This is a genomic window from Haloarcula sp. JP-L23, from assembly GCF_011602445.1.
GTDB classification, from domain to species: Archaea; Halobacteriota; Halobacteria; order Halobacteriales; family Haloarculaceae; genus Haloarcula; species Haloarcula pellucida.
In genome coordinates, this window is record NZ_CP050015.1 from 186064 (window position 1) to 201261 (window position 15198).

A 15198-nucleotide genomic window follows, 5' to 3' on the forward strand; every position below is an offset into this window, starting at 1 on the left:
ACAGCGAGAACGTGATTCATAACGTGCCGTTCAGCTACGACCGTACGGTCCGACCGTCGTCTGAGAGTCTTCGGGTTGAACGAGGTCGGACGGGTCTATCGAGTTGTCCCCGATCGTGGAATCGAGCCAGGTGGTGATGTCGTTGACGCGGAGTTTGAGACGCCACGGAAGCTCCTGGACGTCCGGCGATTCCGAGAATATCTTCTCGTCGAGCCCACACTGGTCGTACAGTTTCGCTCGGTCGGGCCACGGCCCCTGATAGCCGGAGACGAACGGCATCGCTCGCCTGAGGAAGTTGTCTATCTGGTTGAACGTGTACGAATCGTACGGCCTGTCCGGCGGTCGGTGGTGGAGAATGTTGTCGTCGAGTTTCCGGAGAGCACGCAGGTAGGTCTGCGTGTTCCGGTGTTCGGGTGGTGTGGCGAGATGCCACTCGATGAGTTCCGCGTCGAGTGAGACGCAGGACTCGACGAACTGGTCGCTCAACTGGAACCGGAACGGCCGCGACGGCTGGTTGAGTATCCCGAACAGGGCCATCCCGTCGTAGAGCCTCTCGAACCGATGGTCCCAGCGGTCGAGTACCTCGTCGACCCGACGCCGGAGGAACTCCTTGCCGGACTCTTCGAATAGCGTGGTGTCCCGGGAGAGCATCTCCGAGGCGGGGAGGTACCCGAACTTCTCGGCGAAGTGGTTGGCGATGTCCGGGTCGGGGTCGATACGGTACGGCGGACACTTCCGGTCGAACACTTCCACGCCGGTTATCGGCTGGAAGTGCCCGCGCAGCATCGTATCGGCGAGGCCGCCGTGGTAGATGGTGTCCACGTCGAATTGGTCCATGTACCCCGCGTGGTGGATGTGGAGCGACTCCATGATACCGTGGCCGTACTTGACGGTACTCAGGTCCGTGTTCAGATAGCGCTCGTCGACGGAGAGCGTCTGGTGAGGAATCCCGTACTGGGTCGCGAGTTTCTCCGCCACGGTGAGTTCGGAGCTATCGGACTCGCCGACGGTGTACGCAGCGTCGAGGTCGGAGATGCCGGCGAGAATCGTGCGTGAATCGTACCCACCGCTCAGCAGGACGCCCTTCCGTCCGGGGAGGTCATTCCGGCGTTCGAGCGCTCGGCGCATCCGCTCGGCCAGTTCGGCAGCGTAGTCGAACTCGCGAGACTCGTAGACGAACCGCCCGAACTCGTGAGTGTCTGTCGCGGTCAACCAACTGTCGAAGGGAATCCGCCTGACCTGCTGTAACACCGTTCGGTCGTCGAACACGACACCGAAGTGAAGGAACTCTAAAAGCGGTTCGTAGTCGACTCGCGGGGTGGGAACGGCCGCGGCCACAGTCGCGGGGTCGGTGCCGAACACGCGTGTCCCGCCCGTATCCGCGTAGTAGCACTCCCGGCTCCGGACGCTGTCGGTCGCGACGATACCGGACTGGTCCTCGTGGTCGGCGACTACGATGAACGATCCGTTGAACCCGGTGAGTGCCTCGGTCCCGTGGGCCGCGTACTCCGAAAGTGCCCACTCCGCTGGGTCTGAGCCGTCGATAGAACGAGGATACGCCTCTCCCCAGATGACACAGGCACCGGCCTCGTCCTCGTAGACGGTAGTTCGACCGGGGATGTCGAGTTCCGAACTCCGAACGCCGAACGTGAGGTCGGGTCCCGAGACGACTCGATCGAACTCGTCCGGTGACCGGTACTGTTCGAACGTGTTCGTATCGCCGAACACGCCGAACAGTTCCTTGTTCATCGGACGTACGTCCCGGTCGACTTCCTTCATTTGAATTGACATTACTGGACAGTTACACTCTTGGCGAGGTTGCGTGGTTTGTCGATAGACCTATCGAGTTGCTTTGCCGTGTGATACGAGACGAGTTGGAGTTGGACGTTCGCGAGCAGGTTCTGACAGACGGGGTGCGTATCCGGGACCCGGAGATAGGCGTCGGACTCCGCCGCGCCCGGGCCGTTCTCCGGTCCGATGCCGATAATCTCGGCCCCGCGCGTCTGGGCTTCCTTCGCGTTCGTGATCGTCTTCTCCGCTTCGTCACCCGTGAACAGCCCGAAGACGGGCGTCTGAGAAGTGACGAGCGCGAGCGGGCCGTGCTTGAGTTGGCCCGAAGCGAAGCCCTCCGCGTGTTCGTAGGTGATCTCCTTGAACTTCAACGCGCCTTCGAGAGCCACCGGGCGACTCATCCCGCGGCCGATGAAGAAGTACGCGTCGTACTCTAAGAGCCGCGAGGCGAGGTCCTCCGCGCGACTGGTCTCGACGACCTGATCGATGTGCGTGGGGACCTGTTCGAGTGCGGCGAGCAGTTCCGGGAGGTCCTCCCGAGGCGTCGCGTCCGGGAGTTCGGCCGCGATCTTCTGCGAGAGGAGGATGAGGGTGACGACCTGTGACGTGAACGTCTTCGTCGCCGCGACGCCTATCTCGGGGCCGGCACGAATGAACACGCTCTCGTCTGCCTCGCGCGCGGCGGTCGACCCGACGACGTTCGTCACCGTCACCGTCGTGGCGCCGCGTTCAGTAGCCGTCCGTAGTGCCGAAAGGGTGTCCGCCGTCTCTCCGCTCTGGGTCACCGGGATGACGAGCGTCCCTTCGGTCGTGGGCCCGGCCATCTTCGCGTACTCGCTAGCACGGAACACGCGGGCGCGGACGCCGGCGTCAGTGAGCATTCGCGCCCCGAACAGCGCGGCGTGATACGACGTCCCACAGGCGACGAGGTGGACGTTTTCGACGCCGTCCAGAATTTCGGCGTCGAGTTCTTCGAGGGCGACCCGCCCGTTGTCGGGGTCAACCCGTCCGCGAATCGTCTTCGAGAGCGAACTGGACTGGTTGTGAATCTCCTTGAGCATGTAGTGGTCGAACGCGCCCTTCCCGACGTCCTCGGGGTTCCAGTCGACGCACTCGCCGCTCCGTTCGACGGAGAGGCCGTTCTCGTCGAAGATCTGTGCCTCGTTCGGTTCGAGAACGACCACGTCGCCGTCTTCGAGATAGACGACGTCGCGCGTGTGTTCGATGAACGCGGGGATGTCGCTTGCGAGGTAGTACTGGTCGTCGTCGAGGCCGAGGACTAGCGGCGACCCGGCACGGGCCGCGTACACTCGGCCCTCGTCTCTGACGAGGGCGGCGATGGCGTAACTGCCTTCCAGTTCCTCGACGGCGCGTCGGAAGGCCACAATGGTCTCGCTCTCTTCCTTTCGGAAGTGCTCGACGAGGTGCGGGATGACCTCAGTGTCGGTGTCGCTCGTGAACTCGTAGCCCTCGTCGGCGAGGAACTCGCGGAGTTCGGCGTGGTTCTCGATGATGCCGTTGTGCACGACGGCCACGTTGTCCGTATCGCTGGTGTGAGGATGGGCGTTCTCGTCGGTGGGCGGTCCGTGGGTACTCCAGCGCGTGTGTCCGATACCGACGTCACCGGACGACGCCGCGGTCTGAATCTCCTCGCGGACTTCCGAGACGTCGCCCGCGCGCTTGTGCACTGCGATACCGGAGCCGTTCTGGACGGCGATGCCGGCAGAGTCATAGCCACGGTACTCGAGACGTTCCAACCCGTCGATAAGCGTCCCCACCGCGTCGTCTGCCCCTGCGTGTGCGATGATACCACACATTAGGCGCTCACCTCGCGTCGGCCGTCGGAGGTGGAAGCAGAGGTGGAGGTTGCTGCAGTCGACGCGGGCGGTCCATTCATGGGGTCAATCGAAGTTGGCGACAGTGTTCGTACGTACATGTGTTCTCACCCTGGTCCCGATTCGACGGGAAGGACTCGTTGGTATCCACGGCTTTACGGGCCATTCCTATACAGGGTCTAAGCGGGACACCAGACGGGGACAAGCCGAGTGCAGCGTCCCGAGAGGTGACGCGCCGCACGTCGCCAGCGTTCCCAGACTGTTTACCCGCTAAATAATGAACCGACGACCGAACGTGTGTCCAGCAATGCCTGAGAGACCGTCTCGAAGAGAGTTCCTTGCAGCGCTCACCGCTGGGTCGGCTATCACCGTCTCTGGTTGTGCGAGTGTCATCGACACCGTCGACAGTTCCGGGGGCGAGAAACCGACCGAGAGCGAACGGACGAGCGTCCCAAATACGTCGGAATCGGCGGCTCGGTCGACCGAGACGCAGACGGCGACCGACACGCCACAAGCCACAGAGACCGAAGCCGAGTGGTCGATAGACGACGTCACGATATCGGAACCCTCGGTGTCGCTGTCCCCTGTTACGCTCCCCGAGGAGCAGACAGCGTACCCGACGATGGGCGACGACGAGGAGACGCTGACCGTCTACGGTAGCTGGAAGTGCCCCTACACGCGAGAGTTCGTGCTCACGCAACTGCCCGGCCTCGTCGACGAGTTCGTCCGCCCGGGTGACGTCTCGGTACGGTTCCGGGCGGTCGCCTACCGTGGCGGGGAACCGTTCCTCGGTGCCGACGCGCCGCGGTCGACGCGCGCCGGACTCGCAGTCTGGGAGACGGACCCCGAGTCGTTCTGGACGTACTTCACGTACGTCTTTGCCAACCAACCACAGGAGCGGTATCGGTGGGGGCAACCCGAATTGCTCACGCGCTTTGCAAGCGCTGCAGGCGTCTCCAGTCCGTCGAAGGTTCGACAGGCGGCGAAAGCGGAGAGCGCCTACAGCGAACGAGTCGAGCGGACGCTTACGAGCGCGAACGAAAACGAGATCTGGACGGTCCCCCGCGTCGTCTACGACGGCGACGTGACGGCGCCGACCCTCGACGCCGAGAGCACGCGCGAACAGTTCGAGACGGCCGCCGACGAGTGAGAGTGTCACGGGTTGTCGTACCAAGTGCGGGGTGTACGGACTGCAGACCACGTTTAATCGAGATTTAAGCGGTGTTCCGGGGCCCGGTGGCAAGCCATTGTTCTGATTCTCTCGCGTGCAAACGCGCGCTTCGGGCGGTGCGCGGGCGCGTCCCGATCGGCAGTGTGTGTGGCGAACCCAGTCGGGACCAACGGCCCGACCTTAGGCACTTGCGAAGGGGACCGGCCGGCAGAGTCGACAGTCAGTCTGTCCGGTCGCAGTCGGGTTATTTTCGACGAATTTCGTCGCTATCGTACTTAGCGGCCGCATAGGAATGACCCCACAACGTCGTTGTGTGAACGAGAACAGCCCGTATCGGTCGCTGAGGGCTGGTGAACCGGTGATATCTATGAATTCGCTCCCAAGCAACGACGCAATCGACGGTATGAGCCCGATACAGGTGCCCCAGGAGATCACACCCCGAGAGACGACGGTCTGTGTCGTCGGTCTCGGCTACGTGGGGCTCCCGCTTGCGGTCGGCTTCGATAAGTCAGGGTACGACGTTATCGGCTACGACATCTCCGAGGAGACGGTAGCGCGGCTCTCGGACGGCAACGACACCACGGGCGACCTCGGTGACGAAGCGATAGCGGAGGGAGAGGTGGCGTTCACGACCGAACCCGGAAGCATCGCCGAGGCCTCCTACGTCCTCGTCACCGTCCCGACCCCTATCGACGAGAATCAGGACCCGAAGATGGACTTCGTCGAGGGCGCGGCCGAGACCGTCGGTCGAGAGATGACGCCCGACACCACGGTGATTCTGGAGTCGACCGTCTATCCGGGTGCGACGCGAGAGGTCATGGTTCCCGCACTGGAGGCGTCCTCCGGACTCGACTGTGGCGAGGACTTCTACGTGGGCTACTCCCCCGAGCGGGCCGTCCCCGGCGACGAGGAACACGGCCTGCAAAACGTCATGAAGATCGTCAGCGGACAGAACGAGGCCGTGGGCCACACCGTCGAGGCGCTGTACGACCACGTCATCGACGCCGGCGTCCACCTCGCGCCCTCGATGGAAGTCGCCGAGGCGGCCAAAGTCGTCGAGAACGTCCAGCGGGACGTGAACATCGGGCTGGTCAACGACCTCGCGATGACCTTCGAGCAGATGGACATCGACACCGAGGCCGTCCTCGAGGCCGCCGGGACGAAGTGGAACTTCCACGACTACAGCCCCGGTCTGGTCAGCGGTCACTGCATCCCCGTCGACCCCTACTTCCTCATCCACCGCGCGAGTCAGGACGGTCGAGCACCGGAACTCGTCGAGGCGAGTCGCTCGGTCAACGAGTCCATGCCTAAACACGTCGCCGACCTGATGGTGAAGGCACTGACCGAGGCGGGCCGACCGCTCGCGGACTGCCGTATTCTGGCCGCCGGGCTGACGTACAAGGCCGACGTCGCCGACATCCGGAACGCGAAGATAGCCGCGGTCCTCGAAGAACTGCAGGAGTTCGGCATCGAAATCGTCGGGTACGACCCGCTACTGGACGACGAGACCATCTCGGACTACCTCGGCATCGAGACACAGGAGAAACTGAACTTCGACGGGTTCGACGGCCTGTTGCTGGGAGCGGCCCACGACGAACTCAAGAACCTCAATCCGAACATCGTCGCGGCGGAACTATCGGACCCACCGGCCATCGTCGACGTGAACCGGGCCTTCGACGAGGCGGACCTTCCCGACGAGGTCGCATACAGGAGGGTCTGAGATGTACCGTGGCCAGACGGTCGGCGTCGTGTTGCCGGCGTACAACGAGGCTGAACACATCGGGTCTGTCATCGAGTCACTGCCCGCGTTCGTCGACCGAGTGTACGCCATCGACGACTGCTCGACCGACGAGACGTGGGACGTGATTCGCGAGTACGCGACCGTGAGCGAGCAGTCGAACCAGCGAGTCGCGGCGGTCAGCGAGGCGGCGACCGAGGAAGTGATGGTGCCCGACGGCCACGGCGGCGAGTTCCCCGAAGTCGTCCCCGTCCAGCACACCGTCAATCAGGGTGCTGGAGGGACACTCAAGACCGGCTATCTCCTCGCGGCGCGCGACGAGATGGACGCGACAGTCACCATCGACGCCGACGGTCAGATGGACCCTGACCAGATGGACCGCCTTCTGGACCCCCTCGTCGAGGGTCGAGCGGGGTTCTCGAAGGGGAACCGTCTGGCCGACAGCGACGCCGCGGGCGGGATGCCGCCGTTCCGGTTGCTCGGCAACTGGCTGTTGACGCTGATGATGAAGCCGGCGAGTGGCTACTGGCGGCTTCGCGACCCGCAAAACGGCTACACCGCGATATCGAAGGAGGCGCTCGAATCGGTCGATATAGAGGCCATCCCGGACGACCACGACTACCCCAACGACCTCCTCGCTCGCCTGAACGCCGCCGGCGTCCGCGTCGCTGACGTGCCGATGGAAGCGATATACGGCGACGAGGAGAGCACCATCGAGTTCTCGGCGTTCGTCAAGCGCACCTCAACGACGATACTGCAGGCGTTCCTCTGGCGGCTCCGGAAAGAGAGCTCACAGCGTCGGCCCCACCTCGCGGCGCTCTACTCGGTCGGCACGTTGGGTGTGATCGCCGGCTTGCTCGCGGTGGTCAGTGGCGTCCTGTCCGAGTTGCTCCCCGACGCGCTCGCTGTCAGTTGGCCGAAGTCGCTGGTGACGCTCCTCGGCGGCGTGCTCGCGCTCGCGCTGGCGTTCGGCACGGAACGACAGAGCGACGCCGAGGTGGTTCGGGAATGAACGTCGTCGTGACCGTCCAGCACGCCGGCCACGTCCACTTCTTCAAGCACGCTATCGACGAACTGACGCGTCGGGGCCACGACGTCCGGGTGTTCGCCCGTGACAACGAGGCCTCCATCGACCTGCTGGAGTGCTGTAACATCGAGTACGAGGTCCTCGCGGGGTCCTCGGACTCGCTCCTGTCGCTGGCGACGGCACAGGCGACCTACGAGGCGCGTCTGCTGCGCCGCGCGCTGGAGTTCGAGCCTGACGTGATGACGGCCATCGGCGGCGTCGCCGTCTCACACGTCGCGTCGCTCGTCGGCGCCCGAAGCGTCGTCTTCTACGACACCGAACACGCCACCCTCATCCGACGGCTGGCGTTCCCCTTTGCCGATACGGTGTGTACGCCGGACTGCTTTCGCGACGATATCGGCTCGAAACAGGTCCGCTACCCAGCCTACCACGAACTCGCCTATCTCCACCCCGACCACTTCGACCCAGACGAGACGGTCCTCGAAGACGTCGGGCTGGAGACGGACGGCGACGTCGTCCTCGTCCGTCTGGGCGACTGGAGTTCCTCGCACGACGTCGGCGCGAGCGGTATCGAGGACCCCATCGCCCTCGTCGAGCAGTTGGAAGCGGACGGCGCCGAGGTGTTGCTCAGTACCGAGGGCGACCTGCCCGACAGACTCGCCTCCCGGGGCTTCGACCTCGAATCGGACCGCTTCCACGACCTGCTGGCCGCCATCGACCTCTACGTCGGCGAGGGCGGGACGACCGCCGCCGAGTGTGCGGCACTCGGGACGCCGGCCGTCTACGTCAGCGACCTCACGCTGGGCTACCTCGACGAACTCGAATCACGGTACGGCCTCGTCGTCAACTGTGCCGGCGACGGCGGGACCGAGAAGGCAGTCGAGGCCGCACGGTCCATACTCGCGGAACCAGCAATGGAGTTCCAGCACCGACGAATGCACCTCTTGACTGAGAAAGTAAATCCGACCGATGTCATACTCGAACAACTCACAGGCGACCCGAGTGCCCCGCCGAGGGGCACAGACACTGCCGAAGCACCGCCACGGAACGTTGGGTGATGAGATGCGAATACTGCACCTGACGACCGGGCGGCGGTCGTTCTTCGAACAGCAGGTCGAGGCGTTGCGCTCTCGCGGCATCGACTGTACGGTGCTGAACGTTCCGGGCCACTACGCGGCGGACGACCCCCGGAGTGTGACCGACTACCTGAAGTACTACCCGCAGGTCCTCGAACACGGACTGGACGAGTACGACGTCGTCCACGCGAACAACGGTCTCACGGCACCGTTCGCGCTCGCGCAACCGACCCGCCCCGTGGTCGTCACCTTCTGGGGAAGCGACCTCATGGGCGACCACGGATGGGTCTCGAAAGTCGGACAGTACAGCGCGAAGCGGGCCGACCGCGTGATACTTCCGAGCCACAGGATGTCCGACTACGTCGACTGCGACTACACGCACATGCCGTTCCCCGTCGACACGGACCGGTTCCAGCCGATGGACAAGGCCGAAGCGCGTGACCACGTCGGCTGGGACCAAGACGAGACGATCGTGTTGTTCCCGTACGACCCGAGTCGGCCCGAGAAGGACTACGACCGGGCGAAGAAGGTCGTCGAGGCGGCCGACGTCGACGCCGACCTGCGGACGCTGACCGGCAAGCCGTACGACGAGATGCCCTACTACCTGAACGCGAGCGATACGGTGCTGGTCACCTCGAAGCGCGAGAGCGGGCCGATGATCGTTCGAGAGGCGGCCGCGTGTAACGTCCCGGTCGTCTCGACGGACGTCGGGTTCGTCCGCGAGACGCTGGCGGATGTCGGCCAATCGGCCGTCTGTGGCTCCGACATCGAACTTGCCGGCTCGCTCGAAGTCATCCTCGCGAGCGAGCAGCGGCCAGACGCGCGCGAGCGACTGGACCAACTCGACCCGGACGGGTTCGGGCAGCGACTCGAACGGACGTACGCGTCGGTTATCGACCGTTCGGGGGGTGAGGCATGAACGCCCAGCAGACCGTCCGGCGGTGGCTGCCCTCGCGTCTCGACACCGGGGCCGCCGTCGCGGGGCTGCTCATGGCCATCGCCCTGTTCCCGCTCCGGTTTTTCGCGTCACAGATATACATCAAGACGATTCCGCTCGTCCTGGGGACGGCCTGTATCCTGTATCTCATCACGAGCGTCCGCGACGAGAGCACGGTCAGTGGCCTCCCGACGCTGTCCCGGAACGTCCTCAGACTGCTGCCGATACTCGTCGTCGTCTGTACGAGCGCGATGGTCGTCATCGCCGTCGAACACGGCGAGCGGTCGGTGCTGTTTTTCGACGTGGCCGGCGTCGCCGGGACCATGCTGCTGGCACAGATAGCGTTCTCGGGCAAGCAGTCGTTCAACCGGACACAGATACTGCTCCAGATAGTCCTGCTCGCGGCCGTCGTCCGCCTGAGTGCGTTGTACGTGACTCCGGGACTCATCGGCATCGACATCTGGACCCACATCACCCAACTGGCCGGGAGCATCAAGGCCGCCGGCACGCTCGAGGCGATCTCGAACAACAAGCACTACACCTCGCCGCTGTACCACCTGCTGGTCGTCACCACGTCGCTGCTGGCCGACGTCCCCCTGCGGTTGGCCCTGTATCTCTCGCTTGGCCTCGCGATGCCAGTCGCGATACTGGCCGTGTTCACCATCGCGAACCTGCTCGTCGAACCACGGTGGGCGGCGCTGGCGACGGCCCTGTTCGCGTTCGGTGACTACGTCATCGAGTGGGGGATCCACATCATCCCGACCAGCATGGGGTTGATACTGTTCCTCGGGGTGTTGTACTGGCTGGTCCGAGTGATGCGAACGGACTACGAGCTCCGGGAGTTCGGTCTGCTGGTGCTGTTTACAACCGTCGTCATCCTCACACATCAGGTGTCGTCGTTCATCATGCTGGTACTGCTGGGTGCCGGACTCGCCGCGTATCTGGTCCTCAAGTTACGCATCTTCACCCGGTCGCCGCTCGACCCGGACGTGTTCAGGGTCCGGAACCCGCTGAACATCGCCGGGCTGCTGGCGTTCGACGCCGGGTTCATCACGTTCCTCTGGTCGTTCACGCCGTACAACGGGAACTCCTTCCTCGTGACTGTACTCAGTTACCTACAGGAGACGCTGGCGTCCAGCGCGGGCGTGCTGAACCTCGCCGGCCCGTCCGGCGGGAGCGCCAGCGCGGCGGCGGCGAGTCAGGGACCGACGCTCATCGAGACCGTCGCGACGTACATTAACACCACCGGGTTCCTCCTGTTGCTGTTCGGGACGTTCGTCGGATGTCTGTACGTCGTCAACCGCCAGCGTGCACAGCAATCCGTGTTCACGCTCCTGGCGGCCTCGGCGATAATGCTCGTGTTCGTCCTCGGTCTCCCGATGTTCGGCATCCGAAACTTCATCCCACAGCGGTGGTTCGCGTTCCTCTATGCCCCACTGGTGTTGCTTACGGTCATCGGGCTCCGCCACCTCGCCATCGAACTCGACAGGCGAACGGTGGCGGTCGTGGTCCTCATCTTCGTCCTCGTGTTCCCAAGCGTGATGGTCATGTCGAGCAACGGGACTGTCGACAATCCGGTCTTCGAGAATCAGGAGGCCCAGTTGGCCTACAGCGAGGCCGAAATCGACGCCGCGTACACGTTCGGCGAGATGACCGGGTCCCCAGACGGCGACAACCTCCGTCCGGATCAGGTGGTGTTCACCGACCACCCGTACCAGACGCTGTTCAAACGGACTGGGTCGTATCCGGCCGATACGGCCCGGATAAACGACAGCGAACCGGTCACCCACGACATCACCGTCTACCGACAGGAACAGACTGAGGCGGCCACCTACTTCATCAACAGCAACGGAATCGGCGAGATTCGAAACATCCCCCAGCAGCGGATCTGCCGATCCAATCAGGCCGTCATCTACAGCAACTCGGCCGTGAAGATGTGCGTCACGTCCCCGGCAACTGACGCCTGACGGGGCACGTCTCGCGGACGGTTACTCCGCGGTACTGTCCAGAAACCGTTCTTCTGCCGCGCGGCCGGGGTCGAACGCCTTCCCGTCGCGGTCGCTCGCGAGTGCGTCTTCGACAGTCCGTTCCATGGCTACCTCGACAGGCGTCGAGTCCCAGCCGAGCGCGGCGAGTTTGCACGTCGACAGCACGTGTGGGTAGTTACGACCGAGGTGGTGATAGAGGACGAAATCGTCCGGTGTGAGGCCGACCGCTTCGAGTTCGCGCCGACTCGCGTGGACCACTTCGACCGACGTGTCGAGCGTCTCGGCGACGAGGTCGACCACGTCTTCCATCGTCAGGACGAGTCGGTCGGCGACGTTGTACGCCTCGCCGGGCGTGCCTTCCTCGGCGACGATCCGGAGGGCGCTCGCCACGTCTTCGACGTAGACGCGGTGCCAGATGGCGGTCCCGTCGCCCGGCACGACGACGCGGTCGTACTCGTCGACACGGTGTATCCAGTACTCGTGGTGGTTCTGGATGCCCGGTCTGTCGGGTGCCCACGAGACGGACCCGGACGCCGACCCCGCCAAGCCGTCGAGTGATTTCGGGCCGTACACCATCGTCGGTCGGACGCTCGTGGCGGCCACGCCGTCCTCGGCCGCCCGGGTTACGATGCGGTCACACTCCGCCTTTCGGGGGCCGTAACTAGCCATCGTGTCGTCGTCGGCGTGGTCTGACGAGAACGAGTGCAGCGGCGTGACCGATTCGCGCTTCGGGATGTCGTCTCGGGCGTAGACGCCGCCGCTCGACACGTACACGTAGGCGTCGACGTCGGCGAACGTCTCGACCGCAGCCCGAGCGTGGTCAGGGTGGAACAGTGCGCAGTCGAGGACGACGTCGGGGTCGGTCCGGTCGACTGCCGCCCGAAACGCCTCGGCGTCCGTCCGGTCGACCTCGACGTGCGTGACGGCGTCCCAGCTATCGGATAGGTCCCGGCGACGACGGCTAAACGCCGTCACGTCGTACCCGTGTTCGAGCAGGTCGGCCACAGCGTGGCGGCCGACGAAGCCGGTGCCGCCGACGACGAGCGCAGATGCCATGCGAAAAGTTGTATTTACATCAACATAACGGTAGCTCCGTTACCGTCGGCAGGCGTCTTCGAGCAGGCCGAGCATCGCCGCCCAGACCGCCTCCGAGTGCTCGCTCTCGAACAGTCGCTGCCCGTGTGCGGCCCCGTCGACGGTCAGCAGCCGTTTGGGGTCGGACGCATCGCTGTGGAGTTCGGTCGCGACGTCGACGAAGCGCTGCTCGTCGCCCTCGCTGACGACGAACAGTTTCTGGCCGGTCAGCGCGTCGGCCCGTCCAGCGCCGCCGGCCCCGGACAGCGTCACGACGCCGTCGACGCGGGTCGGTCTCTCGGCGGCGGCACCGACGACGGCCGCCCCGCCCGTACTCGCACCGACGAGAACGACGGTCGACACGTCGCGTTCGGACCGCAGGAACTCGACGGCGGCCCTGACGGCGGCGACTCGTTGCTCGCCCTCGTCGATGGGGAGCGCCAGCCACCCGTTCGCGGCCAGTCGTTCGGCTTGCGGTCGCCAACTTCCGCGGTCGAGGTTGATTTGCGGGACGAGGACGACCCCACAGTCTCCTGTCCCGTAGAGGGTCCCCTCGACTGTCGTTCCACCGGACGTATCGAACGAAACGTCACGCGGGCCAGTAGTCGTCGTCTCTTCGGCCCCCGTCGGCGACGTGGTGGTGCCGGTCGTCGTCCGCGTGTCGGTCGGGACGGCGTCGTTCGATGCGTCTGTCTGCGTACAGCCAGCGGTCACACCCGTCAGCGCGACGCCGGCCGCGGCGAGCAACTGACGGCGAGATGGCGACGTGTCCATGGCGTCCGTTCGGCCAGTGCGTGAATACATATCCTGTCGATAATGCGTGAGCCACTCCGACCCGCGAACTGTGCCGCGCTATACCGAGGCCGACAAAAGAGCGACGGTCAGTCGACCGAGGGTCGCTTCGGAAGCGGCAGAATCCCGAGGCCGGGACAGTCGTCGGCCCACCAGACCAGCAACGTCGTGCCGAGCAGCGCTACTTCGAGCGAAAGGAAGAGCAGTCCCCGTGGCGTCCCGAGGAAAAAGAGGAAGCGGACGAAGTAGTAGAGCGCGTTGTCGAGGAACCCGCCCTGCCCGGAACTCTGGATGGTCACGAGCGGCCACAGGTACGCCTCCAGTCGCAAGGGGTTCCCGACGGCCACCTGATACACGGCGTCGGCGGGGATGTGAGCGAGGTAGGCGACACTGAACCCGGTCCCGACGGCCCTGTGTCCGAGTTTGCCGAGAAGTACCACGAGTGCGAGCGAGAGTGCCGTCGCGGTAAAGACGGAGTGTGCGACGGAGACGCCGCTCGGGAATATCTCGAACGTCCACGCGAGCGGCTTGTCGACGAGGTCGGGAAACAGCGCGCCGAACCCGACCGCGAGCGCCGGCAGCGTCCCCGGCGACTCGCCGTATCGGAGGTGGACGTATCCCGAGTACAGCAGGTAGCCGACGGCGACGTGTTCCCATGGCCACATCGTGGTCAGGTCCGGGTCGGTGTTCGCAGTGTAGTCGTCGGCGTCGAAGCGTCACGCGTCGCGTCGTCGTATCGAGTGGGTAGTAGCGTCATTGAACGTCAGGCGACCGTAATCGGCAATCGGAGCGACTGGTAGGCCGAATCCATCGTCGGGTCGTCGGGGGCCTGTCCACGATACAGGTAGACGACCATCCGCAGGTCGGATCCCCGCATAGAGGGCGACACCTCGAAGTTCACGGTGCGCGTCTCCGCGTGGTCGACAGTCACGGACTGTGCGGCCACGCGGTTGCTCTCTAGGACTTGCGCGTCCGCACCGGTCCCGTTCGTTCGCTGGATGTGGACCACCGCCTCGTACTGCATCTGTTCGTGTTCCTGATTGGTGACGTTGACCGAGAGGGTGCGCGTCTCGCCGGCGGCGAACTGGGCGGGGTACATCGACTGCGTGTCGCCCGTCACGTTGTCGGTGTTCACGTAGAACTCCGTGAACCCGTCTTGCTGTGGCGGGTTGACCGCGGCGTATCCGACACTCGACACGAGAAGGAGCAGACTCACACCGAGCGCGACGTTGAACAGCCGACGTTTGCTGTCGGCTGTCCCGAAGGCGTTGCCCGCGTCGGAGTACGTGACGTTCGAGAGGAATTCGGATATCTGTGGGGTGTAGCGCCGCTCTGCCGGCAGCCTGTAGCGCCGTATCAGCCCGCCGACCGTCAGCGAGAGCGTGAGGCCGGTGGTCCCGAACAGCAGGGGATACAGCGTGATGCCCCACGGCGTGAAGTTAGCGACGACGGCGACCAGCGGCACGATGAACAGCGTCGTGATGACGGCGAAGACGGCCCGTTCGAGCGCGTCGATGCCGTCCTTGGTCGGGAGCGGGTTGCGCAGACCGCGTTGGTTCTCATCGAAGGTCCGCACGGCAGAGTTCCCGACGGCCGGGTAGAGAAACGAGACGAACGCGTACCCGGGTAAGACAGTTACGAGCGGAACGATGACGGCTGTCCGGAGTACCCCGGTCACGCCGAACGCGACCGTCAGCACTGCCAGTCCCGTCGCGAAGGCGACCAGCGAGAGGTCGACGTACCAGCGATCCAGCGGTGACATTGCCATC

Annotated in this window: 12 protein-coding genes; 6 read left to right on the forward strand and 6 right to left on the reverse strand. The window is 64.6% G+C overall.

Annotation, left to right across the window (positions count from 1 at the left end):
- Positions 1-30: 30 nt before the first annotated feature.
- Positions 31-1791: an asparagine synthase-related protein gene (locus G9465_RS19695; RefSeq protein ID WP_166973459.1), complete on the reverse strand. Its 1761-nt coding sequence runs from the start codon at positions 1789-1791 to the stop codon at positions 31-33.
- Positions 1791-3608, reverse strand: coding sequence for a glutamine--fructose-6-phosphate transaminase (isomerizing) (glmS, locus tag G9465_RS19700; RefSeq protein ID WP_166973462.1), 1818 nt, complete (start codon positions 3606-3608; stop codon positions 1791-1793). The genes G9465_RS19695 and glmS overlap by 1 nt, the downstream gene beginning before the upstream one ends.
- A 325-nt stretch (positions 3609-3933) precedes the next feature.
- On the opposite strand from glmS, the gene G9465_RS19705 reads away from it, so the two are divergent.
- The 6 genes from G9465_RS19705 (at position 3934) to G9465_RS19730 (ending at position 11542) form a co-directional block, all read left to right on the forward strand.
- Entirely contained in the window at positions 3934-4776 is an 843-nt protein-coding gene (locus G9465_RS19705; RefSeq protein ID WP_166973465.1) for a thioredoxin domain-containing protein, read from the forward strand.
- Positions 4777-5164: 388 nt separating this feature from the next.
- Positions 5165-6517 (forward strand): nucleotide sugar dehydrogenase, encoded by a 1353-nt coding sequence (locus G9465_RS19710; protein ID WP_166973484.1) that lies wholly within the window; start codon positions 5165-5167, stop codon positions 6515-6517.
- A gap of 1 nt (position 6518) precedes the next feature.
- A complete protein-coding gene (locus tag G9465_RS19715) occupies positions 6519-7547 on the forward strand; it encodes a glycosyltransferase family 2 protein (RefSeq protein ID WP_166973487.1) in 1029 nt (342 codons plus the stop codon).
- Positions 7544-8620, forward strand: coding sequence for a DUF354 domain-containing protein (locus G9465_RS19720; RefSeq protein WP_166973490.1), 1077 nt, complete (start codon positions 7544-7546; stop codon positions 8618-8620). Before G9465_RS19715 ends, G9465_RS19720 begins: the two co-directional genes overlap by 4 nt.
- Positions 8621-8624: 4 nt before the next feature.
- Positions 8625-9557: a glycosyltransferase gene (locus G9465_RS19725; protein ID WP_166973493.1), complete on the forward strand. Its 933-nt coding sequence runs from the start codon at positions 8625-8627 to the stop codon at positions 9555-9557.
- The gene (locus G9465_RS19730; protein ID WP_166973496.1) at positions 9554-11542 is read left to right on the forward strand and encodes a DUF2206 domain-containing protein; all 1989 of its coding nucleotides are present in this window, start codon (positions 9554-9556) and stop codon (positions 11540-11542) included. Before G9465_RS19725 ends, G9465_RS19730 begins: the two co-directional genes overlap by 4 nt.
- A 21-nt stretch (positions 11543-11563) precedes the next feature.
- On the opposite strand, the gene G9465_RS19735 is transcribed toward G9465_RS19730, so the two are convergent.
- The 4 genes from G9465_RS19735 to G9465_RS19750 form a co-directional block, all read right to left on the reverse strand.
- Positions 11564-12619, reverse strand: coding sequence for an NAD-dependent epimerase/dehydratase family protein (locus G9465_RS19735; protein ID WP_166973499.1), 1056 nt, complete (start codon positions 12617-12619; stop codon positions 11564-11566).
- A gap of 39 nt (positions 12620-12658) precedes the next feature.
- The gene (locus tag G9465_RS19740; protein WP_166973502.1) at positions 12659-13411 is read right to left on the reverse strand and encodes an alpha/beta hydrolase; all 753 of its coding nucleotides are present in this window, start codon (positions 13409-13411) and stop codon (positions 12659-12661) included.
- A 107-nt stretch (positions 13412-13518) separates the two neighbouring features.
- Complete coding sequence (locus tag G9465_RS19745; RefSeq protein ID WP_166973505.1) at positions 13519-14094, reverse strand: metal-dependent hydrolase; 576 nt, start codon at positions 14092-14094, stop codon at positions 13519-13521.
- 98 nt (positions 14095-14192) lie between these two features.
- Complete coding sequence (locus G9465_RS19750) at positions 14193-15191, reverse strand: DUF1616 domain-containing protein (protein WP_166973508.1); 999 nt, start codon at positions 15189-15191, stop codon at positions 14193-14195.
- Between the last annotated feature and the right edge of the window lie 7 nt (positions 15192-15198).

Excerpts from the sequence above, each read along its gene's own strand:
- G9465_RS19740 (WP_166973502.1), bottom strand. The coding sequence starts at position 13,411 with ATGGACACGTCGCCATCTCGCCGTCAGTTGCTCGCCGCGGCCGGCGTC.
- G9465_RS19730 (WP_166973496.1), top strand. The coding sequence starts at position 9,554 with ATGAACGCCCAGCAGACCGTCCGGCGGTGGCTGCCCTCGCGTCTCGAC.
- glmS (WP_166973462.1), bottom strand. The coding sequence starts at position 3,608 with ATGTGTGGTATCATCGCACACGCAGGGGCAGACGACGCGGTGGGGACG.
- G9465_RS19750 (WP_166973508.1), bottom strand. The coding sequence starts at position 15,191 with ATGTCACCGCTGGATCGCTGGTACGTCGACCTCTCGCTGGTCGCCTTC.
- G9465_RS19695 (WP_166973459.1), bottom strand. The coding sequence starts at position 1,791 with ATGTCAATTCAAATGAAGGAAGTCGACCGGGACGTACGTCCGATGAAC.
- G9465_RS19715 (WP_166973487.1), top strand. The coding sequence starts at position 6,519 with ATGTACCGTGGCCAGACGGTCGGCGTCGTGTTGCCGGCGTACAACGAG.
- G9465_RS19735 (WP_166973499.1), bottom strand. The coding sequence starts at position 12,619 with ATGGCATCTGCGCTCGTCGTCGGCGGCACCGGCTTCGTCGGCCGCCAC.
- G9465_RS19725 (WP_166973493.1), top strand. The coding sequence starts at position 8,625 with ATGCGAATACTGCACCTGACGACCGGGCGGCGGTCGTTCTTCGAACAG.
- G9465_RS19705 (WP_166973465.1), top strand. The coding sequence starts at position 3,934 with ATGCCTGAGAGACCGTCTCGAAGAGAGTTCCTTGCAGCGCTCACCGCT.
- G9465_RS19720 (WP_166973490.1), top strand. The coding sequence starts at position 7,544 with ATGAACGTCGTCGTGACCGTCCAGCACGCCGGCCACGTCCACTTCTTC.
- G9465_RS19745 (WP_166973505.1), bottom strand. The coding sequence starts at position 14,094 with ATGTGGCCATGGGAACACGTCGCCGTCGGCTACCTGCTGTACTCGGGA.
- G9465_RS19710 (WP_166973484.1), top strand. The coding sequence starts at position 5,165 with ATGAATTCGCTCCCAAGCAACGACGCAATCGACGGTATGAGCCCGATA.